General features: G+C 71.5%; 21 protein-coding genes. 13 read left to right on the top strand and 8 right to left on the bottom strand.

Annotated features, from left to right (window positions below; all coding sequences use genetic code 11):
- Positions 1–99: 99 nt before the first annotated feature.
- From pgl to tkt, 5 genes are read right to left on the bottom strand one after another with little or no spacing between them, the layout of a single operon-like run.
- The gene (pgl, locus tag ACZ7MY_RS28580; protein WP_499606133.1) at positions 100–882 is read right to left on the bottom strand and encodes a 6-phosphogluconolactonase; all 783 of its coding nucleotides are present in this window, start codon (positions 880–882) and stop codon (positions 100–102) included.
- On the bottom strand, positions 879–1,886 hold the full coding sequence (gene opcA, locus ACZ7MY_RS28585) for a glucose-6-phosphate dehydrogenase assembly protein OpcA (protein ID WP_499606134.1): 1,008 nt from the start codon (positions 1,884–1,886) through the stop codon (positions 879–881). The genes pgl and opcA overlap by 4 nt, the downstream gene beginning before the upstream one ends.
- Positions 1,883–3,406 carry a glucose-6-phosphate dehydrogenase gene (gene zwf, locus ACZ7MY_RS28590; RefSeq protein WP_499606135.1) on the bottom strand — a complete coding sequence of 508 codons (1,524 nt, stop codon included), beginning with the start codon at positions 3,404–3,406 and terminating at the stop codon, positions 1,883–1,885. Before zwf ends, opcA begins: the two co-directional genes overlap by 4 nt.
- Before the next feature lie 5 nt (positions 3,407–3,411).
- Positions 3,412–4,530 carry a transaldolase gene (tal, locus tag ACZ7MY_RS28595; RefSeq protein WP_499606136.1) on the bottom strand — a complete coding sequence of 373 codons (1,119 nt, stop codon included), beginning with the start codon at positions 4,528–4,530 and terminating at the stop codon, positions 3,412–3,414.
- A gap of 40 nt (positions 4,531–4,570) precedes the next feature.
- Positions 4,571–6,649, bottom strand: a complete 2,079-nt coding sequence (tkt, locus tag ACZ7MY_RS28600; RefSeq protein ID WP_499606137.1) for a transketolase — start codon at positions 6,647–6,649, stop codon at positions 4,571–4,573.
- Between the two features lie 341 nt (positions 6,650–6,990).
- Here tkt and ACZ7MY_RS28605 point away from each other — a divergent pair, with 341 nt between their 5' ends.
- The 4 genes from ACZ7MY_RS28605 (at position 6,991) to ACZ7MY_RS28620 (ending at position 10,854) form a co-directional block, all read left to right on the top strand.
- Complete coding sequence (locus ACZ7MY_RS28605) at positions 6,991–7,941, top strand: heme o synthase (RefSeq protein ID WP_499606271.1); 951 nt, start codon at positions 6,991–6,993, stop codon at positions 7,939–7,941.
- A 24-nt stretch (positions 7,942–7,965) separates the two neighbouring features.
- The gene (locus ACZ7MY_RS28610; RefSeq protein ID WP_499606138.1) at positions 7,966–8,328 is read left to right on the top strand and encodes a hypothetical protein; all 363 of its coding nucleotides are present in this window, start codon (positions 7,966–7,968) and stop codon (positions 8,326–8,328) included.
- Between the two features lie 67 nt (positions 8,329–8,395).
- The gene (locus ACZ7MY_RS28615) at positions 8,396–9,748 is read left to right on the top strand and encodes a glutamine synthetase family protein (protein ID WP_499606139.1); all 1,353 of its coding nucleotides are present in this window, start codon (positions 8,396–8,398) and stop codon (positions 9,746–9,748) included.
- A complete protein-coding gene (locus ACZ7MY_RS28620) occupies positions 9,745–10,854 on the top strand; it encodes an amidohydrolase family protein (protein WP_499606272.1) in 1,110 nt (369 codons plus the stop codon). The genes ACZ7MY_RS28615 and ACZ7MY_RS28620 overlap by 4 nt, the downstream gene beginning before the upstream one ends.
- Before the next feature lie 535 nt (positions 10,855–11,389).
- On the opposite strand, the gene ACZ7MY_RS28625 is transcribed toward ACZ7MY_RS28620, so the two are convergent.
- A complete protein-coding gene (locus ACZ7MY_RS28625) occupies positions 11,390–12,409 on the bottom strand; it encodes a COX15/CtaA family protein (protein WP_499606140.1) in 1,020 nt (339 codons plus the stop codon).
- A gap of 61 nt (positions 12,410–12,470) precedes the next feature.
- Here ACZ7MY_RS28625 and ACZ7MY_RS28630 point away from each other — a divergent pair, with 61 nt between their 5' ends.
- Positions 12,471–13,751, top strand: coding sequence for a glycosyl hydrolase family 28-related protein (locus ACZ7MY_RS28630; RefSeq protein WP_499606141.1), 1,281 nt, complete (start codon positions 12,471–12,473; stop codon positions 13,749–13,751).
- Here the strand turns inward: ACZ7MY_RS28630 and ACZ7MY_RS28635 are convergent.
- Both ACZ7MY_RS28635 and ACZ7MY_RS28640 read right to left on the bottom strand, forming a co-directional pair.
- On the bottom strand, positions 13,738–14,454 hold the full coding sequence (locus tag ACZ7MY_RS28635) for an ABC transporter permease (protein WP_499606274.1): 717 nt from the start codon (positions 14,452–14,454) through the stop codon (positions 13,738–13,740). The genes ACZ7MY_RS28630 and ACZ7MY_RS28635 overlap by 14 nt on opposite strands.
- A 50-nt stretch (positions 14,455–14,504) precedes the next feature.
- On the bottom strand, positions 14,505–15,431 hold the full coding sequence (locus ACZ7MY_RS28640; protein WP_499606142.1) for an ABC transporter ATP-binding protein: 927 nt from the start codon (positions 15,429–15,431) through the stop codon (positions 14,505–14,507).
- A 215-nt stretch (positions 15,432–15,646) separates the two neighbouring features.
- On the opposite strand from ACZ7MY_RS28640, the gene ACZ7MY_RS28645 reads away from it, so the two are divergent.
- From ACZ7MY_RS28645 to ACZ7MY_RS28680, 8 genes are all read left to right on the top strand, one after another.
- Complete coding sequence (locus tag ACZ7MY_RS28645; protein ID WP_499606143.1) at positions 15,647–16,396, top strand: helix-turn-helix transcriptional regulator; 750 nt, start codon at positions 15,647–15,649, stop codon at positions 16,394–16,396.
- Positions 16,393–17,814 (top strand): Fe-S cluster assembly protein SufB, encoded by a 1,422-nt coding sequence (gene sufB, locus ACZ7MY_RS28650; protein WP_499606144.1) that lies wholly within the window; start codon positions 16,393–16,395, stop codon positions 17,812–17,814. The genes ACZ7MY_RS28645 and sufB overlap by 4 nt, the downstream gene beginning before the upstream one ends.
- Before the next feature lie 188 nt (positions 17,815–18,002).
- Entirely contained in the window at positions 18,003–19,178 is a 1,176-nt protein-coding gene (sufD, locus tag ACZ7MY_RS28655) for a Fe-S cluster assembly protein SufD (protein ID WP_499606145.1), read from the top strand.
- A complete protein-coding gene (locus ACZ7MY_RS28660) occupies positions 19,175–19,504 on the top strand; it encodes a non-heme iron oxygenase ferredoxin subunit (RefSeq protein ID WP_018560671.1) in 330 nt (109 codons plus the stop codon). Before sufD ends, ACZ7MY_RS28660 begins: the two co-directional genes overlap by 4 nt.
- A gap of 7 nt (positions 19,505–19,511) precedes the next feature.
- A complete protein-coding gene (gene sufC, locus ACZ7MY_RS28665) occupies positions 19,512–20,276 on the top strand; it encodes a Fe-S cluster assembly ATPase SufC (RefSeq protein ID WP_499606146.1) in 765 nt (254 codons plus the stop codon).
- Positions 20,273–21,532 carry a cysteine desulfurase gene (locus ACZ7MY_RS28670; protein WP_499606147.1) on the top strand — a complete coding sequence of 420 codons (1,260 nt, stop codon included), beginning with the start codon at positions 20,273–20,275 and terminating at the stop codon, positions 21,530–21,532. Before sufC ends, ACZ7MY_RS28670 begins: the two co-directional genes overlap by 4 nt.
- Before the next feature lie 19 nt (positions 21,533–21,551).
- Positions 21,552–22,016: a Fe-S cluster assembly sulfur transfer protein SufU gene (sufU, locus tag ACZ7MY_RS28675; protein WP_499606148.1), complete on the top strand. Its 465-nt coding sequence runs from the start codon at positions 21,552–21,554 to the stop codon at positions 22,014–22,016.
- Positions 22,013–22,354 (top strand): metal-sulfur cluster assembly factor, encoded by a 342-nt coding sequence (locus ACZ7MY_RS28680; RefSeq protein ID WP_018560667.1) that lies wholly within the window; start codon positions 22,013–22,015, stop codon positions 22,352–22,354. The genes sufU and ACZ7MY_RS28680 overlap by 4 nt, the downstream gene beginning before the upstream one ends.
- The last annotated feature ends 81 nt before the right edge of the window (positions 22,355–22,435 follow it).

Consider the following 22,435-nt stretch of genomic DNA (forward strand, 5'->3'; position numbering starts at 1 on the left):
TCACAGCGCACGGCGCACGAAGGAAGAAGCCGCCGGGCGGGCTCCGAGGAGCCCGCCCGGCGGCTTCTTCCTGTGCGGCGTCCCGCGCCGGTCACCGCCTCACGGGGAGGACGGCGGGTACAGCTGCGGGGGCAGCTTCGCCGCGGCCGTACGGTCCAGCAGCCACAGCGTGCGGGCCCGCCCGTGCGCACCGGCCGCCGGCGCCTGGATCTCACCGGGCCCGGACAGGGCGATGGCCACGGCGCCCGCCTTGTCCTCGCCCGCTGCCAGCAGCCAGACCTCGCGGGCGGCGCGGATGGCGGGCAGGGTGAGCGAGATCCGGGTCGGTGGCGGCTTGGGGGAGCCGTGCACGCCCACGACGGTGCGCTCGGTCTCGCGGACCCCCGGGTGCCCGGGGAACAGCGAGGCCACATGGGTGTCCGGCCCCACGCCGAGCATCAGCACGTCGAAGGAGGGCACCGGACCGTGGTCCTCGGGACCGGCGGCCTCCGCCAGTTCCTGCGCGTAGGCCTCGGCGGCGGCGTCCGCGTCGTTGCCTAGCGGCCCGTCCGAGGACGGCATGGCGTGCACCCGCGCCGGGTCGACCGGAACGGCGTCGAGCAGCGCCTCGCGGGCCTGGGTCTCGTTGCGCTCCGGGTCGCCCGAGGGCAGGAACCGCTCGTCGCCCCACCACAGGTCCAGCCGCGCCCAGTCCACCGCGTCCCGGGCCGGCGAGGCGGCCAGGGCGGCGAGCAGGGCGTTGCCGTTGCGTCCGCCGGTCAGCACCACCGAGGCGGAGCCGCGGGCGGCCTGGGCGTCCACGATCTTCGTGATCAGCCGGGCCGCGGCGGCCTGCGCCATCAGTTCCTTGTCCCGGTGGACGACCACCTGCGGTGCGGTCATTGTGCGGCCGCCTTCTTGCCGGAGCCGCCGTCCTGGCCCGCTCCCGCGGCCGCGGCGGCGGGCTCGGCCGTCTCCTCGGCGCGTGAGAGCTGGTCCACGCCGAACTTGACGGCCGCCGCGTACGCCTCGTCGGGGTCGAGCCGGCGCAGCTCCTCCGCGATCAGGTCCGAGGTCAGCCGCCGCTGCAGCGCCACGTGCCGGTCGGGCTGGCCGGGGATGGCCAGTTCGGCCAGCGAGCCGGTCGGCCGGTCCAGGCAGATCTCGCCGTCCGCGGTCGCCAGCCGTACGGCGGTGATGCCGGGGCCGTCGGAGACCTTCCGCCGCACGGGTACACCCAGCCGCCGGGCGAGCCACAGCCCGAGCAGCTCCGTGCTCGGGTTGTACGCCTCGCCCTCGACGACGGCGCCCTTGACCGCGGCCTGCTTCTGGTCCAGGGCCGCGGCCAGCACGCTGCGCCACGGGGTGATCCGGGTCCAGGCGAGGTCGGTGTCGCCGGGGGTGTACGACGCGGCGCGCACCCCCAGGGCGGCGACCGGGTCCTCGGTGGCCGCCGCGTCGGTGATCCGGCGTGCCGCGAGCCGGCCCAGCAGGTCCTCGGCGGGATTGGCGGGCGCGTCCTCGGGCCACCACACGACGACGGGGGCGTCGGGCAGCAGCAGCGGGAGCACGACGCTCTCGGCGTGGTCGGCGAGTTCGCCGTGCAGGCGGAGCAGGACGATCTCGCCGGTGCCGGACTCGCCGCCGACGCGCACCTCGGCGTCGAGGCGGGCGTTGCGCCGGTCGCGGGGGGAGCGTCCGGGGCGCTTGATGACGACCAGGATGCGCGAGGGGTGCTCGCGGGAGGCGTCGGAGGCGGCCTTGAGGGCGTCGTAGTGGTTGCCCTCGTCGGTGACGATGACGAGGGTGAGCACCATGCCGACCGCGGGGCTGCCGATGGCCCTGCGGGCCTTGATCAGCGCCGAATTGATCTTGCTCGAGGTGGTCTCGGTCAGGTCGATGTTCATGGCCGGCGCCAGCTCCTGCCGTCTCGTGCGAGCATCTCGTCCGCCGCCTTGGGACCCCAGGTGCCCGCGGTGTACTGCTCGGGCTTGCCGTGCCGGTCCCAGTACTCCTCGATCGGGTCCAGGATCCGCCAGGACTCCTCGACCTCCTGGTGCCGGGGGAAGAGGTTGGCGTCGCCGAGCAGGACGTCCAGGATCAGCCGCTCGTAGGCCTCCGGGCTGGACTCGGTGAAGGACTCGCCGTAGGCGAAGTCCATCGTCACGTCCCGGATCTCCATCGAGGTGCCCGGCACCTTGGAACCGAACCTGATGGTGATGCCCTCGTCCGGCTGGACCCGGATGACCAGGGCGTTCTGCCCCAGCTCCTCGGTCGCGGTGTTGTCGAACGGGGAGTGCGGGGCGCGCTGGAAGACGACCGCGATCTCGGTGACGCGGCGGCCCAGGCGCTTGCCGGCGCGCAGGTAGAACGGGACGCCCGCCCAGCGGCGGTTGTCGATGGCCAGCTTGATCGCGGCGTAGGTGTCGGTCTTGGACCCGGGGTCGATGCCCTCCTCCTCCAGGTAGCCGAGCACCTCCTCCCCGCCCTGCCAGCCGTGCGCGTACTGGCCGCGCACGGTGTGCCCGCCGAGGTCGGCCGGCAGCTTGACCGCCTGCAGCACCTTCAGCTTCTCCTGCACCAGCGACTTGGCCTCGAAGGAGGCGGGCTCCTCCATGGCGGTCAGCGCGAGCAGCTGCAGCAGGTGGTTCTGGATGACGTCGCGTGCGGCGCCGATGCCGTCGTAGTAGCCCGCGCGGCCGCCGATGCCGATGTCCTCGGCCATGGTGATCTGCACGTGGTCGACGTAGGAGCGGTTCCACAGCGGCTCGAACATCGTGTTGGCGAAGCGGAGCGCCAGGATGTTCTGGACCGTCTCCTTGCCCAGGTAGTGGTCGATCCGGAAGACGTCCTGGGAGCGGAAGACCTGGTGGACGACCTGGTTGAGCTCCTGGGCGCTGGCCAGGTCGTGGCCGAAGGGCTTCTCGATGACGGCGCGCCGCCACGAGCCCTCGGCCGGGTCGGACAGTCCGTGCTTCTTCAGCTGCTGGACCACCGACGGGAAGAACTTGGGCGGCACCGAGAGGTAGAAGGCGAAGTTGCCGCCCGTGCCGCGGGCCTTGTCGAGTTCGTCGACCGTCGCGCGCAGCTTCTCGAAGGCCTGGTCGTCACCGAAGTCGCCGGGGACGAACCGCATCCCCTCGGAGAGCTGCTGCCAGACCTCCTCGCGGAAGGGGGTGCGCGCGTGCTCCTTGACGGAGTCGTGGACGACCTGCGCGAAGTCCTCGTCCGCCCAGTCGCGGCGGGCGAAGCCGACCAGCGAGAAGCCCGGCGGCAGCAGCCCGCGGTTGGCCAGGTCGTACACGGCGGGCATCAGCTTTTTGCGTGACAGATCACCCGTGACGCCGAAGATCACCAGGCCCGACGGCCCCGCGATGCGCGGGAGCCGTCGGTCCGATGCGTCACGCAGCGGGTTGGCGCTGCTCAACGTGCTTACGCCTCCTTCGGCGCCAGGCGCTTGAGCTCGGCCTCGGTCGAGCCCAGCAGCTCGTTCCAGGACGCCGCGAACTTCTCCACGCCCTCGTCCTCCAGCAGCTGGACGACGTCGTCGTACGAGATGCCGAGCGCGCCGATCGCGTCCAGCTCGGCCCGGGCCTGCTCGTACGTGCCGCGGATGGTGTCGCCGGTGACCTCGCCGTGGTCGGCCACCGCGTCCAGCGTGGCCTCGGGCATGGTGTTGACGATGCCCGGGGCGACCAGCTCGGTCACGTACAGGGTGTCCGGGTAGGCCGGGTCCTTCACGCCGGTGGAGGCCCACAGCGGGCGCTGCTTGTGCGCGCCCTCGTGCTCCAGCGCCCGCCAGCGGTCGGAGGAGAAGACCTCCTCGTACGCCTGGTAGGCCAGCCGGGCGTTCGCGACGGCGGCCTTGCCCTTGAGGGCCTTGGCCTCGTCGCTGCCCAGCTTCTCCAGGCGCTTGTCGATCTCGGTGTCCACGCGCGACACGAAGAAGGAGGCCACCGAGCGGATCAGGGAGATGTCCAGGCCCGCGGCCCGGGCCTTCTCCAGGCCCGCCAGGTAGGCGTCCATGACCTCGCGGTAGCGCTCCAGCGAGAAGATCAGCGTGACGTTGACGCTGATGCCCCGGCCGATCACCTCGGTGATGGCCGGCAGGCCCGCCTTGGTCGCCGGGATCTTGATCAGGGTGTTGGGCCGGTCCACCAGCCAGGCCAGCTGCTTGGCCTCGGCGACGGTGGCGACGGTGTTGTGGGCCAGACGCGGGTCCACCTCGATGGACACCCGGCCGTCCTGGCCGCCACTGGCGTCGTACAGCGGGCGCAGCACGTCGGCGGCGTCGCGCACGTCCGCGGTGGTGATCATCCGCAGCGCCTCGTCCACCGTCAGCTTCCGGGCGGCGAGGTCGGCGAGCTGCTGCTCGTAGCCGTCACCGCCGGCGATGGCCTTCTGGAAGATCGACGGGTTGGTGGTGACACCGACCACGTGGCTCTGGTCCATGAGCTCGGCCAGGTTGCCGGAGGTGATCCGCTTGCGGGACAGGTCGTCGAGCCAGATCGCCACGCCCTCGTCGGAGAGGCGCTTGAGTGCGTCTGTCATGGGTTCTGCATCTCCTCGGTACGTCGTATGCGTCTGTGCGTCAGCGAGCGGCGGCGGCGAGCGAGTCGCGCGCGGCGACGGCCACGGCCTCTGCGGTCAGACCGAACTCGCGGTAGAGGACCTTGTAATCGGCGCTTGCCCCGAAGTGCTCCAGGGACACAATCCGGCCCGCGTCGCCGACGAAGCGGTGCCAGGTCAGCCCGATACCGGCCTCGACGGCGACCCTCGCCCGCACGTTCGGCGGGATGACGCTGTCGCGGTACGCCTGGTCCTGCTCCTCGAACCACTCCACGGACGGCATGGAGACCACGCGCGCCGGGATGCCGTCGGCCTGCAGCGCCTCGCGGGCCTCGACGGCCAGCTGCACCTCGGAACCGGTGGCGATCAGGATGACCTGCGGCTGGCCGCCCTCGGCGTCGAACAGCACGTAGCCGCCCTTGGCCGCGTTCTCGTCGGCCGGGTAGGTGGGCACGTTCTGCCGGGTCAGCGCCACGCCGTGCGGCGCGGGCTTGGCGGTGTGGCGGCGCATGATCTCCGCCCAGGCGATCGCCGTCTCGTTGGCGTCGGCCGGCCGGACCACGTTCAGGCCGGGGATGGCGCGCAGCGCCGCCAGGTGCTCGATCGGCTGGTGGGTCGGGCCGTCCTCGCCGAGGCCGATGGAGTCGTGCGTCCACACGTAGGACACCGGCAGCTTCATCAGCGCGGCCAGGCGCACGGCCGGGCGCATGTAGTCGGAGAACACCAGGAAGGTGCCGCCGTAGACGCGGGTGTTGCCGTGCAGCGCGATGCCGTTCATCGTCGAGCCCATGGCGTGCTCGCGGATGCCGAAGTGCACGGTGCGGCCGTACGGGCTCGCCTCCGGCAGCGGGTTGTCCGCCGGGAGGAACGAGGACGAGGCGTCGATGGTGGTGAGGTTCGAGCCGGCCAGGTCGGCGGAGCCGCCCCACAGCTCGGGGATCACACCGCCCAGCGCCTTCAGCACCTCACCGGAGGCCTTGCGGGTGGCGACGTCCTTGCCCGCGGGGAACTCCGGGACGACGTCCTCCCAGCCGGCCGGGAGCTCGCCGGCGTGGATGCGGTCGAAGGTCCGGGCACGCTCGGGGTTGGCGGAGCGCCACTCCTCGAACCGCTTGGTCCACTCCGCGTGGGCCTCGCGGCCGCGGTCGGCGACCTTGCGCGCGTGCGCCAGCACCTCGGTGGCGACCTCGAAGCTCTGCTCCGGGTCGAAGCCCAGCACCTTCTTGGTGGCCGCGACCTCGGCGTCGCCCAGCGCCGAGCCGTGGGCGGCCTCGGTGTTCTGGGCGTTCGGGGCGGGCCAGGCGATGATCGTGCGGGCCGCGATGATCGACGGGCGGTCGGTGACGGCGCGGGCCTCGTCGAAGGCGGCGTACAGGGCCCGGACGTCGAAGTCGCCCGACGGCTCCTGCTCGATGCGCTGCACGTGCCAGCCGTAGGCCTCGTAGCGCTTGAGCACGTCCTCGGAGAAGGCGGTCGCGGTGTCGCCCTCGATCGAGATGTGGTTGTCGTCGTACAGCGCGATCAGGTTGCCCAGCTTCTGGTGGCCGGCCAGCGAGGACGCCTCGGCGGAGATGCCCTCCTCCAGGTCGCCGTCGGAGACGATCGCCCAGACGGTGTGGTCGAAGACCGACTCGCCCGGCGCCGCGTCGGGGTCGAACAGGCCGCGCTCGTAGCGGGCGGCCATCGCCATGCCCACCGCGTTGGCGATGCCCTGGCCCAGCGGGCCGGTGGTGGTCTCCACACCCGTCGTGTGACCGTGCTCGGGGTGGCCCGGGGTGCGCGAGCCCCAGGTGCGGAAGGCCTTGAGGTCCTCCAGCTCCAGGCCGTAACCCGAAAGGAAGAGCTGCGTGTACAGCGTCAGGGACGTGTGACCCGGCGAGAGGACGAAGCGGTCGCGACCGGTCCACCCGGCGTCCGAGGGGTCGTGCCGCATCAGCTTCTGGAACAGCAGGTAGGCCGCGGGGGCGAGGCTCATCGCCGTCCCCGGATGGCCGTTGCCGACCTTCTGCACGGCATCCATCGCCAGAACCCGGGCGGTGTCAACCGCGCGCCCGTCCAGCTCGCTCCACTCCAGCTCGGAGGTGGTCGGCTCGGTGCTCACCTGAGAGGGCTCCTCTCCACATGTATTACGCCGGTGACGAAGTGCACACCGGGCGTTGCCGAGCCTACCCCTGCACGTACGTGCACCTATTCGAGTGTGGGCTCGACGCGTGCGGCAACCGATCCCCGGGCAGCGGCATTCCCTCCCCGGCACCGGTGGTGTCACCAGCGTGCCCCGGTCAGCGTTTCTTCGCCTGTTGAACGCAGAACACCTTCAGGTTGCACCTCTCTTGCGCTATGGAGGCCAACACGTGGCACCCCCGAGCGCGGGCGGGGTATCCGCTACGTCTAAAGTGGCGTGGTACGCGCAAGCGGAGCCGCTTGCTGGACTTTTCGTCAGGGGTGTTCGTGACGGCCGTCGAATCCCGGCCCGCCGGAGCCATCGGGTCGAGCCACCGCCACCGGCCGTTCGGTGCCCGTGTGATGGCGTTCGTGGCGCTGACCAAGCCGCGCATCATCGAGCTGCTGCTCATCACGACGGTTCCGGTGATGTTCCTGGCGGCGGGCGGCGTCCCCGACCTCTGGCTGGTCGCGGTGACGATGATCGGCGGCTACATGTCGGCCGGCGGCGCGAACGCCCTCAACATGTACATCGACCGCGACATCGACGCGCTGATGCACCGCACGGAGCAGCGCCCGCTGGTCACCGGCATGGTCGCGCCGTGGGAGTGCCTGGTCTTCGGCATCACGCTTTCGGTGGTTTCCACCGCGTGGTTCTGGGTGCTCGTCAACCCGCTGTCGGCGGCGCTGTCCCTGGCCGCCATCCTCTACTACGTCTTCGTCTACACCCTCGGCCTCAAGCGCCGTACCGCCCAGAACATCGTGTGGGGCGGCATCGCCGGCTGCATGCAGGTGCTCATCGGCTGGTCGGCGGTGCGCAACGAGGTGGCGTGGGCGCCGTTCGTCCTCTTCCTCGTCCTCTTCTTCTGGACGCCGCCGCACTACTGGCCGCTGTCGATGAAGGTGAAGGACGACTACGCGCGCGTGGGCGTGCCCATGCTCCCGGTCGTCGCGGGCAACGTCGTGGTGGGCCGGCAGATCGTCATCTACAGCTGGGTGATGGTGCTGGTCTCGCTCACCCTGTGGTGGCCGCTCGGCGCGGCGGGCTGGTTCTACGCGGCCGCCGCCGTGCTGCTGGGCGCCTTCTGGCTGGTCGAGGCGCACGCCCTGTACGCACGGGCGAAGGCCGGTGTGGTCGGAGCCAAGCTCAAGGAGATGCGGCTCTTCCACTGGTCCATCACCTACGCGACGCTGCTGTTCGTCGCCGTCGCCGTGGACCCCTTCCTGCGCTGATTACCCGCGGGTAGCATTCTGTCCATGGCAGAGACCCAGGAAGCAGTCACCCAGGCCGCGGACCGCCGGGCCGCGGCCCGCGCGGAGCGCCGCGCCGCCCGCCTGGCGAAGCAGATCACCGCGTTCGCCAAGAGCCACGGCGGCGGCGCCGAGGGCCAGATCGCGTACATCGGCGAGGCCGGTACCCGCATCGTGCTCGTCGGCGAGAACGGCGAGTGGGGCGACCTGGTGGCCCCCACCTACGACATCGCCCGCAGCGCCGTCGAACGCTCCGGCATCACCGTGCACGAGTCCTTCGACGGCGAACTCGCGGCCAAGGTGCGCACCGGCCGCTACGAGTGGTCGCGGATGGCCGGGATCCAGATCGGCGGCCCCGCCAACACCTGACGCCGGGCCCGCCTGTGAGGACCATGGGAGGAGTGGTCCTGTTGACGGGTGGGACGAGGAGGCGTCGGTGGACACCGAGGAACGCGACGAGCGGCGGCTGACGGCCCGCCGGGAAGCGGCGCGGCTGTCCGCGGAGGGCGTGCGCGCCGTCGCCGTCAGCTGGGTCGACAACGCGGGCATCAGCAGGGCCAAGACGGTGCCGACCGCCCGGCTGCCGCAGGCCGCGCACCGCGGGGTGGGCATGTCGCCGGTCTTCGACGTCTTCACCTCCGACGACTCCATCACCTCCTCCCCGCTCATCGGCGGTCCCGACGGCGACCTGCGGCTCTTCCCCGACCTGGACCGCCTGACCGTGCTGGCCGCCCGGCCCGGCTGGGCCTGGGCCCCGGCCGACCGCTACGACCAGGACGGCCGTCCGCACCCCGGCTGCCAGCGGCTGTTCGCCCGGCGCATGACGGAGCGCGCCGCGGGCCGCGGCCTGGAGCTGCGGATGGGCTTCGAGACCGAGTGGGTCGTGGTCAAGGACGACGGCAGCGGCGACTGGGCCTCCCGCGGACCGGCCTACGGGATGACCCGGGTGACCGAACTCTCGGACTACCTGCTCGACCTCCACGACGCCCTCGCCACCCAGCGCGTCGAGGTCCTCCAGGTGCACCCCGAGTACGCGCCCGGCCAGTTCGAGGTCTCCACCGCGCCCGCCGAACCGGTCCGCGCCGCGGACGAGGTCGTCCTCGTCCGCGAGACCGTACGGGCGGTCAGCGCCGCCCACGGCCTGCGCGCCTCCTTCGCCCCGGCCGTCGTCGCCGGGCAGGTCGGAAACGGCTGCCACCTGCACCTGAGCCTGAGCGAACACGGACACAACCTGCACCGCGACCCCACCGCCCCGTACGGCCTGGCACCCACGGCGAACACCTTCCTGGCCGGCGTGCTCGACGCCCTGCCCGCCCTGTGCGCCATCGGCGCCCCCTCCCCGGCCAGCTACCTGCGGCTCGTCCCCTCCCGCTGGGCCGGGGCGCACCGCTGCTGGGGCGTGGAGAACCGGGAGGCGGCGCTGCGCCTGGTGCCGGGCGAGGCCGACGACCCCGACGGCGGCCACGCCGAGCTCAAGCCCTTCGACGCCGCCGCCAACCCCTACCTGCTGGTCGGCTCCGTCATCGCGGCGGGCCTGGCCGGCCTGCGCGACGGCGGGGGGACGCTGCCGCCTCCGGTCAGCGGCGACCCGGCCGGGCGCGGCGAGCAGAAGCGGCTGCCGACCTCGCTCGGCGAGGCCCTGTCGCACCTGGTGCGCAGCACCGCGCTGAAGGAGGCCCTGGGCGAGGCGCTGTTCGGCGCGGTGGTCGCGGTGCGGCGCGCCGAGTCCGAGGCCCTGGCCGAGTACGGTCCCGCCGAGCTCGCGGAGGCCACCCGGTGGCGCTGGTGATCGAGCTTCCGCCGCTGGTCGACCACCACTGCCACGGCGTCGTCCGCGGGGAGCTCGGCATCGCGGCCTTCGAGACGTATCTCACCGAGTCCGACACGCCCGCCGCGCCCGGCACCAGCTTCTTCGACACCCAGACCGGCTTCGCCGTCCGCCGCTGGTGCCCGCCGCTGCTCGGTCTGGAGCCGCACTGCCCGCCCGCGGGCTACCTCGCGCGGCGCCGCGAGCTCGGGACGTACGAGAGCACGCGCCGGCTGCTGCGGGGCAGCGGCATCGGTACGTACGTCGTCGACACCGGACTGCCCGGGGACCTCACGACGCCCGCGGAACTCGCCGCGGCCGGCGGGGGAGCGCAGCGGGAGATCGTCCGGCTGGAGCGGCTCGCCGAGGACGTCGCCGGGGCCTGCGACTCGGCCGGAGAACTGGTCGAGGGCATCGCCGGGGCCGTCCACACCGCCGCGCGCACCGCAGCCGGCTTCAAGTCGATCGCCGCCTACCGCCACGGCCTGGGCCTCGCCCCGGAGCCGCCCGCGCCCGGCGAGGTCCGGCACGCGGCGGGGGCGTGGCTGGAGGCGCGCCAAGCAGGCCGCGACCGGCTCGGCGACCCCGTACTGCTGCGGCACCTGCTGTGGACGGCCGTCACGACCGGGCTGCCGCTGCAACTGCACACCGGCTTCGGCGACCCGGACCTGCGGCTCGACCACGCCGACCCGGCGCTGCTGACGGACTTCGCCCGGGCGACGGCGGGGACCGGGACCGATCTGGTGCTGCTGCACTGCTACCCGTACCACCGTCAGGCCGCCTACCTGGCGAACGTCTTCGCGCACGTGTACGCGGACGTCGGCCTCGCCCTCACCCATGTGGGGGCGCGGGCGGGGGCGGTCCTGGCGGAGTTCCTGGAGCTGGCGCCGTTCGGGAAGCTGCTGTTCTCGACGGACGCCTACGGGCTGCCCGAGCTGTACGTCACCGGTGCCGAGGCCTTCCGCGGCGCGGTGCGCGAGGTGCTGGGCGGCTGGGTCGCGGACGGTGCCTGGTCGGCGGCGGACGCCCGGCGCGTCGCGGCCATGGTGGCGGCGGACAACGCGCGACGGGTGTACGGGCTCCCCTGAGCGGGCGTGGGGGCGGTGGGGTGACGTCGTCTGCCCCGCCGTCTCGCGCCCTTCGGGCGCAAAGATCCCGGCTGCGGCAGGGAGGGTGGGCGGCCGGGGCAGGTCGGCAGCGTGCGGGTGGATACCGGGCTGGGGTTCAGGCGCCGGAGCGGGTTGCCTTTCCGGTGGCCTGGGTCTCGTTGCCGTCCGCGGGTATAGATGGCCGGTTGCCACGCCTACTGCCGGTGGTGGGCGCGCCCGATGTCGGATCGGGAAGCACCCGCAGACGCGGGTTACGGCAGGCGCCACCCACGGAGGCTGGGCGTGGTCACCGGCCATCTGCACCGGCGGACGGCAACGAGACCTCCGCCGAGGGAGAGGCACCCCGCTCCGGCGCCTGAACCCCGGCCGCCCACCGGGCCGCAGACTGCCGACCGACCCCGGACCGACACCCTCCCTGCCGCAGCCGGCATCTTTGCGCCCGAAGGGCGCGAGACGGCGCGACAGCCGAGCAACCGGCGCGGCCCCCACCGGCCCGACGCCACCGGGCAGGCCGCTACGCAGCCGGCGCAGGCTCCGGGGCCGAGGACGGGACGGGCAGCGCGAGCTGTTCCTCGCCGGGCTCCGCCTCCGGCCGCTCGCGCATCGACAGCAGCACCCGCAGCACCGCGATCCACACCAGCGTCGAGCCGAGCATGTGGAGGGCCACCAGGACCTCGGGCAGCTTCGTGAAGTACTGGACGTAGCCGATGACGCCCTGCGCCAGCAGCACGACCAGCAGGTCGCGCACCCGGGCCCGCGGCCCCGCGGGCGCGTCGACGGCGCGCAGCACGAACCACAGCGCGATCGTCAGTCCGCACACCACCCACGCCAGGTCGGCGTGGAGCTGCGAGATGGTCTCCCACTTCACCGGCACGCGCGGCACGTCGCTGCTGTCGCCGGCGTGCGGCCCGGCTCCGGTCACGAGCGTGCCGACCGCGATCAGCGCCCCGGAGGCGGCGACCAGCACCCACGCCAGTTGCCTGACCGGCTTGCCGACCAGGGGGCGCGCACCGGCGTCGCCCTCGCCGGTCCGCTGCCACATCAGCAGCGCCACGGCGATCAGCGCGCTGGAGAGCAGGAAGTGCGCGGCGACGGTGTACGGGTTGAGGCCGGTCAGGACGGTGAAGCCGCCGAGCACGGCGTTGCCCATGACGACCCAGAACTGGGCCCAGCCGAGCCGGGTGAGCCCGCGCCGCCACGGCTTCACGGCCCGCGCGGCGATGATCGCCCAGCCCACGGCCGCGCACAGCACGTACGTCAGCATGCGGTTGGCGAACTCGATCACCCCGTGCACGCCCATCGCCCGGGTCGCGGTCAGGCTGTCGTCGGTGCACTTGGGCCAGGTCGGGCAGCCGAGGCCCGAACCGGTCAGCCGGACGGCACCGCCGGTCACCACGATGACGACGCTCATCACGAGCGCGGCCAGCGCGGCCCGCCGGACCGTCTCCGGGGACGGGGTCCAGCGCTGGGCGATGAAGGCCAGGGGGTTTCGCGACGCTTGGCCTGCTTGGCTGAGATTCGGCACGGCCACCATCGTAGGCGCCTCCTTGTGCAATCCTTCACGAGGGGGACACCCGGGGGAGGGGATGGGGGCCATGTCCGAGGTCGACCGGCGGAAACTGTTGTACGGCGGCGCCGCGGCGGCGCTCACGGGGATCGGCGCGGCCGCGTACTCCGCCGCCGACACACCTGCCGCCGAGGCCGTGCGGCAGCCCAGGAGCGCCACGCACCCCGGCGTGGTCGACGTCGTGGCCGACTTCGGCGCCAAGGGCGACGGCACCACCGACGACAGCAAGGCCTTCGCCGACGCCTACCGCTACGCAGAGTCACGGCTCGACGACCACACCGGCCGCACGGTGATCGACGTCCCGCCCGGCAGGTACCTGATCACCGAGCCCGGCGCGCTGCTCGACGGCGACGACCCGTCCAACGCGGCCAACGGGCTGCGCTTCCGCGGGGCGGGCCTGCGCATCAGCGAGATCGTCTTCGCGCCCCGCGAGCCCGCCGGCGCCTTCCTCTGCCGCAACGACGACATGTGGCAGAACCTCGCCTTCGAGGGCCTGCGCTTCACCTCCGGCACCCCCGGCGCCTCCTTCTTCTCCTCCTACTCCACCGGCGGCGCGGCGAACTACCGCTTCCTCGACTGCGAGTGGATGGGGGAGTGGGAGTACGGCCTCGCCCTCGACGGCACCAACACCAACTCCGAGATGCGCTGGGAGGCCTGCCGGGTGGGCGGCGCCTACCGCAGGGCCTTCCTCTACTCCGGCCTGTCCAAGCGCTCGGAGAACCCCGAACAGCAGGACCAGTTCCTCAACTACTGGTTCACCGACATGAACGTCACCTATGAGTGGGGCAACTTCCTGGAGTTCCCCTACGGCGGCTCGGTGACCTGCCGCGCCGGGAGCTACATCGTCACCGGGCGCCGCCCGGCGCCCCACCCCGACTACGGCTACGAGAGCGCGTTCTTCCGCTTCCCCCGCAAGCAGCACTTCAGTTCGGTGCAGCGCTTCCACGCCGAGGACATACGCTTCGAGCTGCGCAACGCCGACACCGTCGTGATCGACTGCGAATGGGGCGGCGGCACCGTCCACTTCAACGACTGCGACGACACGGCCAACGCGTTCAAGTCCTTCGCCCCGCAACTGCGGGCCCACCGCTACACGCTGGGCCCGCGCGGCCCGCTCGTGCGCTACGACTCCTGCCAGCTCACCGGCGCCCACCGCTACCGCACCGACGGTTCCGCCGAACTGCCCACCACCGTGCGCTACGACATGTGCCTGCTGGCCAGCCACGCTCCGGAGAGCGGCTTCCTGGCGCTCGACGAGGGCCAGGGAACCGGCTTCGCCCGCTTCGTGGACTGCGTCATTCCCACCTGAACCAGCGGGCCGCCGCGCCGAGGCCCAGCACCGCCCAGACGGCGAGGACGCCGAGGTCGCCCCACGGCATGCCCGCGCCGTGCTGCAGGACGTCCCGCAGGCCGTCCGACAGGGCGGAGATCGGCAGCAGCTCCAGCACCGAGCGCACCCCGCCCGGGAACCTGTCGAGCGGCACGATCACCCCGCCGCCCACGAGCAGCAGCAGGAAGACCAGGTTCGCGGCGGCGAGCGTGGCCTCGGCGCGCAGCGTGCCGGCCATCAGCAGCCCCAGGCCGGAGAAGGCCGCCGTGCCCAGGGCGAGCAGCAGGACCACCGCGAACGGGTTGCCGTGCGGCGACCAGCCCAGGGCGAACGCGATCACGGTCAGCAGCACGACCTGCAGGACCTCGGTGACCAGCACGGAGCCGGTCTTGGCGGTCATCAGGGCCCAGCGCGGCAGCGGGGACGCGCCGAGCCGCTTCAGCACGCCGTAGCGCCGCTCGAAGCCGGTGGCGATGGCCTGGCCGGTGAACGCGGTGGACATCACGGCCAGGGCGAGGATGCCGGGGGCGAGGAAGTCCACGGCCTTGCCGGCGCCGGTGTCGACGATGTCGACGGCGCTGAACAGGACCAGCAGCAGCGTGGGGATCACGACGGTCAGCAGCAGCTGCTCGCCGTTGCGCAGCAGCATCCGGGTCTCCAGCGCGGTCTGGGCGCCGATCATCCGGGGCAGCGGGGCCGCCCCGGGGGCCGGGGTGAAGGTGCCGGTGGCGGTCACGAACGCAGCTCCTTGCCGGTGAGCTCCAGAAAGACGTCCTCCAGGGTGCGCCGTTCGACCGCGAGGCGGTCCGGCATCACGCCGTGCTGGGCGCACCAGGAGGTGACGGTGGCCAGCATCTGCGGATCGACCTTGCCCTCGATCCGGTAGCTGCCCGGCGTGAGCTCCACCGCGGCGGAGTCGGCGGGCAGCGCCTTGAGCAGCGAGGCCAGGTCCAGGCCCGGGCGGCCGGAGAAGCGCAGGGTGTTCTCGGCGCCGCCGCGGCACAGTTCCTCGGGGGTGCCGCTCGCTATCACCCGGCCCTTGTCGATGATCGCGACGTCGTCCGCGAGCTGTTCGGCCTCGTCCATGAAGTGCGTGGTCAGGACGACGGTGACGCCGTCGGCGCGCAGCTCGCGGACCAGGTCCCAGGTGCCGCGGCGGGCCTGCGGGTCCAGTCCGGCCGTCGGCTCGTCCAGGAACACCAGCTCCGGGCGGCCCACGACGGCCATGGCGAGCGCGAGGCGCTGCTGCTGGCCGCCGGAGAGCCGCCGGTACGGGGTGCGGCCGCAGGACTCCAGGCCGAGACGCTCGATCAGCAGGGCCGGGTCGAGGGGGTCGGCGTGCAGCTTGGCGGTGTGGCGCAGCATCTCCTCGGCGCGGGCGCCGGCGTACACCCCGCCGGACTGCAGCATCACGCCGATCCGGGGCCGCAGGGCGGCCGTATCCCGTACGGGGTCGAGTCCCAGCACCCGCACCTGGCCGCCGTCGGGACGGCGGTAGCCCTCGCAGGTCTCGACCGTGGTGGTCTTCCCGGCTCCGTTGGGTCCGAGCACGGCGGCCACGGTGCCCCGGGCGACGGTCAGGTCGAGCCCGTCCACCGCGGTCTTGGCGCCGTAACGCTTGACCAGTCCCGTCACCTCGACCGCGGGGTCCATTCGCATGACGGGAAGTCTACGAACCCGCGGGGGCCGCCCCGCCGGGAGGGCGGCGCGTGGTGCCGTCGCCGCCGGTGGCGGGGGGTGCGCGGCGGCCGGGTCCGGGCGGCGGGGAAGATCGTTTCCGCAGGTCAGGTTAGGTTTCCCTAAGTGACGCAGCAGACATTCGCCTGGAGGACCGCCGCTTGCCTCTGCGAGATGAATTACGCAACACTGGTCTTGTGAAAAACGCGTCCGAGGCTCAGGAGGAGCAGACGACCGGGGAGCGGAGCACCCGCAACCGGGTCGCCCGGTCCGTCCTGGTCCACGGGCCGTCGACCGCCGCCGACCTGGCGGAACGGCTCGGGCTGACGCAGGCGGCGGTACGCCGTCACCTGGACGCGCTCGTCGCCGAGGGCATGGTCGAGCCGCGCGAGAAGCGGGTTTACGGGAACCGCGGCCGCGGCCGCCCCGCCAAGGTGTTCGCGCTGACCGACTGCGGTCGCGACGCCTTCGACCAGGCCTACGACCAGCTCGCCGCCGACGCCCTGCGCTGGATCGCCGAGTCCGCCGGAGGCGGGCAGCAGGGTGAAGCCGCGGTATCCGCCTTCGCCCGCGCCCGGGTCGCCGCGCAGGCCGAACGCTACCGCGCGGTCGTCGAGGCGGCCGGCCCCGAGGAACGCACACAGGCGCTGGCCAAGGCGCTCAGCCAGGACGGGTACGCTGCCACGACGCGTGGCGCGCCCGCCTCCGCCGGCGAGCAGCTCTGCCAGCACCACTGCCCGGTGGCCCACATCGCCGAGCAGTTCCCGCAGCTGTGCGAGGCGGAGGCAGAGGTCTTCTCCCGCCTGCTCGGCACCCATGTACAACGGCTGGCGACCATCGCCCACGGAGACGGTGTCTGCACCACCTTCGTGCCGAAGACCGCGCCGCCGGCCGGAACCACCGCACCGAACAACACCGCAAGCAACGCCGGGAGGAACCCCGCATGACTGCCCCCCTGGAGACGGCTCACCCTGAACTCGAGGGTCTGGGCAACTACGAGTACGGCTGGGCCGACTCGGACGTGGCCGGTGCCGCCGCCCGTCGTGGCCTGAACGAGGACGTCGTCCGCGACATCTCCGCGAAGAAGAACGAGCCCGAGTGGATGCTCAAGCTGCGTCTCAAGGGCCTGAAGCTCTTCGGGAAGAAGCCCATGCCCACCTGGGGCTCGGACCTGTCCGGCATCGACTTCGACAACATCAAGTACTTCGTGCGGTCCACGGAGAAGCAGGCGGAGTCCTGGGAGGACCTGCCCGAGGACATCAAGAACACCTACGACAAGCTGGGCATCCCCGAGGCGGAGAAGCAGCGGCTGGTCGCGGGCGTGGCGGCGCAGTACGAGTCCGAGGTCGTCTACCACCAGATCCGCGAGGACCTGGAGGAGCAGGGCGTCATCTTCCTGGACACCGACACCGCGCTCAAGGAGCACCCGGAGCTGTTCCAGGAGTACTTCGGCACCGTGATCCCCGCGGGTGACAACAAGTTCGCCTCGCTGAACACCGCGGTGTGGTCCGGCGGTTCCTTCATCTACGTGCCGAAGGGCGTGCACGTCGAGATCCCGCTGCAGGCCTACTTCCGGATCAACACCGAGAACATGGGCCAGTTCGAGCGGACGCTGATCATCGTCGACGAGGACGCCTACGTCCACTACGTCGAGGGCTGCACCGCGCCGATCTACAAGTCGGACTCGCTGCACAGCGCCGTGGTCGAGATCATCGTGAAGAAGGGCGGCCGCTGCCGCTACACGACGATCCAGAACTGGTCGAACAACGTGTACAACCTGGTCACCAAGCGCGCCGTGGCGTACGAGGGCGCGACCATGGAGTGGGTCGACGGCAACATCGGCTCCAAGGTGACCATGAAGTACCCGGCCGTCTACCTGATGGGCGAGCACGCCAAGGGCGAGACCCTGTCGATCGCCTTCGCGGGCGAGGGCCAGCACCAGGACGCCGGCGCCAAGATGGTGCACATGGCGCCGAACACCTCCTCCTCGATCGTCTCCAAGTCGGTGGCCCGCGGCGGTGGCCGCACCTCCTACCGCGGTCTGATCGAGATCGGCGAGGGTGCCCACGGCTCCAAGTCCAACGTGCTGTGCGACGCGCTGCTGGTGGACACCATCTCCCGCTCGGACACCTACCCCTACGTGGACGTCCGCGAGGACGACGTGTCCATGGGCCACGAGGCGACCGTCTCCAAGGTCAGCGAGGACCAGCTCTTCTACCTGATGAGCCGCGGCCTGGAGGAGACCGAGGCGATGGCCACCATCGTCCGCGGCTTCGTGGAGCCCATCGCGCGCGAGCTGCCCATGGAGTACGCGCTGGAGCTCAACCGGCTGATCGAGCTGCAGATGGAGGGCGCGGTCGGCTGACGCCCGGCTGTTCCGTCCACCACGAACCGATGCCCCTGCAGGGCCGTGAGCGAGCCGAAGGGCGCGCCGCTTCCGAAAGCGACGAGACCAAGCGAGGAACGAGCGCAGTGTCGAGGAACGTCGGAAGCGGATCAGAGCGCCCGGAGGCGAGCGAGCACAAATAGGCAGAAAGAGGCAGTAAACCAGCCATGGCTGAAACCATCCCGGCCGCCGGTGCCACCACCGAAGGCGCCATCCAGGTCGGCCAGCCCCGGGACGCCCGGGTCAGCGCGCCCGCGTCGTACGACGTGGCCGACTTCCCCGTGCCCCAAGGCCGCGAGGAGGAGTGGCGCTTCACCCCGCTGGAGCGGCTGCGCGGCCTGCACGACGGCACCGCCGTCGCCACCGGTGGCGGCGTCAAGGTCGAGGTGAGTGCCCCCGCGGGCGTCACCGTCGAGACCGTCGGCCGGGACGACGCCCGGGTCGGCAGGGCGGGCAAGCCGGTGGACCGGGTCGCCGCCCAGGCGTACAGCTCCTTCGAGAAGGCCGGCGTCGTCTCGATCCCCAAGGACGCGGTGCTCTCCGAGCCGGTGCGGATCTCCGTGCAGGGCCAGGGCGGCGTGGCCTTCGGCCACCAGGTCGTCGAGGTCGGCGCCTTCGCCGAGGCGGTCGTGGTGATCGACCACACCGGCGACGCGACCGTCGCCGCCAACGTCGAGTACCTGGTCGGCGACGGTGCCAAGCTGACCGTCGTCTCCATCCAGGACTGGGACGACACCGCCGTGCACGCCGCCCAGCACACCGCGCTGGTCGGCCGCGACGCGACCTTCAAGTCCGTCGTCGTCACCTTCGGCGGCGACGTGGTGCGGCTGCACCCGCGGGTCGTCTACGGCGCCCCGGGCGGCGAGGCCGAGCTGTACGGGCTGTACTTCACCGACGAGGGCCAGCACCAGGAGCACCGCCTCTTCATCGACCACGACACCCCGCACTGCCGGTCGAACGTGGCCTACAAGGGTGCGCTGCAGGGCCGGGACGCGCACGCGGTGTGGATCGGCGACGTGCTCATCCGTGCCGAGGCCGAGGGCACCGACACCTACGAGCTCAACCGCAACCTGGTGCTCACCGACGGCGCCCGGGTCGACTCGGTGCCCAACCTGGAGATCGAGACCGGCGATATCGTCGGCGCCGGCCACGCCTCGGCGACCGGCCGCTTCGAGGACGAGCAGCTGTTCTACCTGATGGCCCGCGGCATCCCGGCCGACGAGGCCCGCCGGCTGGTCGTGCGCGGCTTCTTCGCCGAGCTGATCCAGCAGATCGGTGTCGCGGACCTGCAGGAGCGCCTGCTGGAGAAGATCGACGCGGAGCTGGAGGCGTCCGTCGTATGACCACTGCCGAAGGCTTCGTCCGCGCCTGCGCGCTGAGCGAGCTCGAGGAGGACACGCCGAAGCGTGTCGAGCTCGGCGGCGTGCCGGTGTCGGTCGTGCTCACCGAGGGCGAGGTGTTCGCGATCAACGACATCTGCTCGCACGCGAACGTCTCGCTGTCCGAGGGCGAGGTGGAGGACTGCCAGATCGAGTGCTGGCTGCACGGCTCCTCCTTCGACCTGAGGACCGGCAAGCCGTCCGGGCTGCCCGCGACGCGGCCCGTCCCCGTGTACCCCGTTCAGATCCAAGGGGACGATGTGCTCGTCTCCGTCACCCAGGAGTCCTGAGACACCCATGGCAACGCTTGAGATCCACGACCTGCACGTCTCCGTCGAGGCCGAGAACGGTCCGCGGGAGATCCTCCGCGGTGTCGACCTGACCGTGAAGCAGGGCGAGACCCACGCCATCATGGGTCCGAACGGTTCCGGCAAGTCGACCCTGGCCTACTCGCTGGCCGGGCACCCGAAGTACACCATCACCGGTGGCACCGTGACCCTGGACGGCGAGGACGTGCTCGCCATGTCCGTCGACGAGCGGGCCCGGGCGGGCGTCTTCCTGGCCATGCAGTACCCCGTCGAGGTGCCCGGCGTCTCGGTCTCCAACTTCCTGCGCACCTCGGCCACCGCCATCCGCGGCGAGGCCCCGAAGCTGCGCACCTGGGTGAAGGAGGTCAAGGAGGCCATGGAGCGCCTGCACATGGACCCCTCCTTCGCCGAGCGCAACGTCAACGAGGGCTTCTCCGGCGGTGAGAAGAAGCGCCACGAGATCCTCCAGCTCGAGCTGCTCAAGCCGAAGATCGCGATCCTCGACGAGACGGACTCCGGCCTGGACGTCGACGCGCTGCGCATCGTCTCCGAGGGCGTCAACCGGGTGCGCGAGAACGGTGAGGTCGGCACCCTGCTGATCACCCACTACACGCGCATCCTCCGCTACATCAAGCCCGACCACGTCCACGTCTTCGCCGCGGGCCGGATCGCCGAGTCCGGCGGTCCCGAGCTCGCGGACAAGCTGGAGGCCGAGGGCTACGAGGCCTACGTGAAGGGAGGCGCGTCCGAGTGACACCGCAGCTGCCGGGCCTGCTGGACGCCGAGGCGATCCGCAAGGACTTCCCGGTGCTGGACCGCCTGGTCCACGACGGGAAGAGGCTCGTCTACCTGGACAACGCCGCGACCTCGCAGAAGCCGCGCCAGGTCCTCGACGCCCTCAGCGAGTACTACGAGCGCTACAACGCCAACGTCCACCGCGGTGTGCACACGCTCGCCGAGGAGGCCACGGCGCTGTACGAGGGCGCCCGCGACAAGATCGCGGCCTTCATCAACGCCCCGAGCCGTGACGAGGTGATATTCACCAAGAACGCTTCGGAGTCGCTGAACCTGGTCGCCAACATGCTGGGCTGGGCCGACGAGCCCTACCGGGTGGACGCCGACACCGAGATCGTCATCACGGAGATGGAGCACCACTCCAACATCGTGCCGTGGCAGCTGCTCTCGCAGCGCACCGGCGCGAAGCTGAAGTGGTTCGGCCTGACCGACGACGGCCGGCTCGACCTGAGCGACATCGAGCAGGTCATCACGGAGAAGACCAAGATCGTCTCCTTCACGCTGGTCTCCAACATCCTGGGCACGGTCAACCCGGTCGAGGCCCTCGTGCGCCGCGCGCAGGAGGTCGGCGCCCTGGTGCTGATCGACGCCTCGCAGGCCGCGCCGCACATGGTGCTGGACGTGCAGGCGCTGCAGGCCGACTTCGTGGCCTTCACCGGCCACAAGATGCTCGGCCCGACCGGTATCGGCGTGCTGTGGGGCCGCCAGGAGCTGCTGGAGGACCTCCCGCCGTTCCTGGGCGGCGGCGAGATGATCGAGACCGTCTCGATGCACGAGTCGACCTACGCGCCCGCGCCGCACAAGTTCGAGGCGGGCACGCCCCCGATCGCCCAGGCCGTCGGCCTCGGCGCGGCGGTGGACTACCTCAGCGCCATCGGCATGGACCGGATCGCCGCGCACGAGCACGCGATCACCGAGTACGCGCTGAAGCGGCTCAAGGAGGTGCCCGGACTGAGGATCATCGGCCCGGACACCCCGGAGGGCCGCGGCTCCGCGATCTCCTTCACCCTGGGCGACATCCACCCGCACGACGTGGGCCAGGTCCTCGACGAGCAGGGCATCGCCGTGCGGGTCGGCCACCACTGCGCGCGGCCGGTCTGCCTGCGGTACGGAATTCCCGCGACCACGCGAGCGTCGTTCTATCTGTACTCCACCCCGGCCGAGGTCGACGCCTTGGTCGAGGGCCTGGAGCACGTACGGAACTTCTTCGGCTGAGGGACGGACGGCGAAGCCTGTGAAGCTGGATTCGATGTACCAGGAAGTCATCCTGGACCACTACAAGAACCCGCACGGCCGCGGCCTGCGCGACGGCGACGTCGAGGTGCACCACGTGAACCCGACGTGCGGCGACGAGATCACGCTGCGCGTCAAGCTCGACGGCACGTCCATCCAGGACATCAGCTACGAGGGCCAGGGCTGTTCCATCAGCCAGGCCAGCGCCTCCGTGCTCAACGAACTGCTCGTCGGCCGCCAGGTCGACGAGGCCGTGAAGGTCCAGGAGGTCTTCCTGGAGCTGATGCAGTCCAAGGGCAAGCTGGAGCCCGACGACGCGATGGAGGACGTGCTGGAGGACGCGGTCGCGTTCGCCGGAGTCTCCAAGTACCCGGCACGCGTCAAGTGCGCGTTGCTGAGCTGGATGGCGTGGAAGGACGCCACCGCCCGGGCTCTGGGCGATGGCGCGGTCAGGGAGTCCGCATGAGCGAGAACGCAGAAGTGACGACGACGAAGCCGGCGAGCGAGGAGGAGATCCGTGAGGCCCTCTACGACGTCGTCGACCCCGAACTGGGCATCGACGTCGTCAACCTCGGCCTGATCTACGGCATCCACATCGACGACAGCAACGTCGCGACTCTCGACATGACGCTCACGTCGGCGGCCTGTCCGCTGACCGACGTCATCGAGGACCAGGCGAAGTCGGCCACCGACGGCATCGTCAACGACCTGAAGATCAACTGGGTCTGGATGCCGCCGTGGGGTCCCGACAAGATCACCGACGAGGGCCGCGACCAGCTGCGCGCGCTGGGCTTCAACGTCTGACCCTCATGCCCGCGACCGCGGGCCGCGACTGCGGGGCGCCGTTCCTTCGAGCGGCGCCCCGCAGTCGTATTTTCGTTTGCG

This window comes from Streptomyces sp. NPDC111520 (assembly GCF_055635295.1).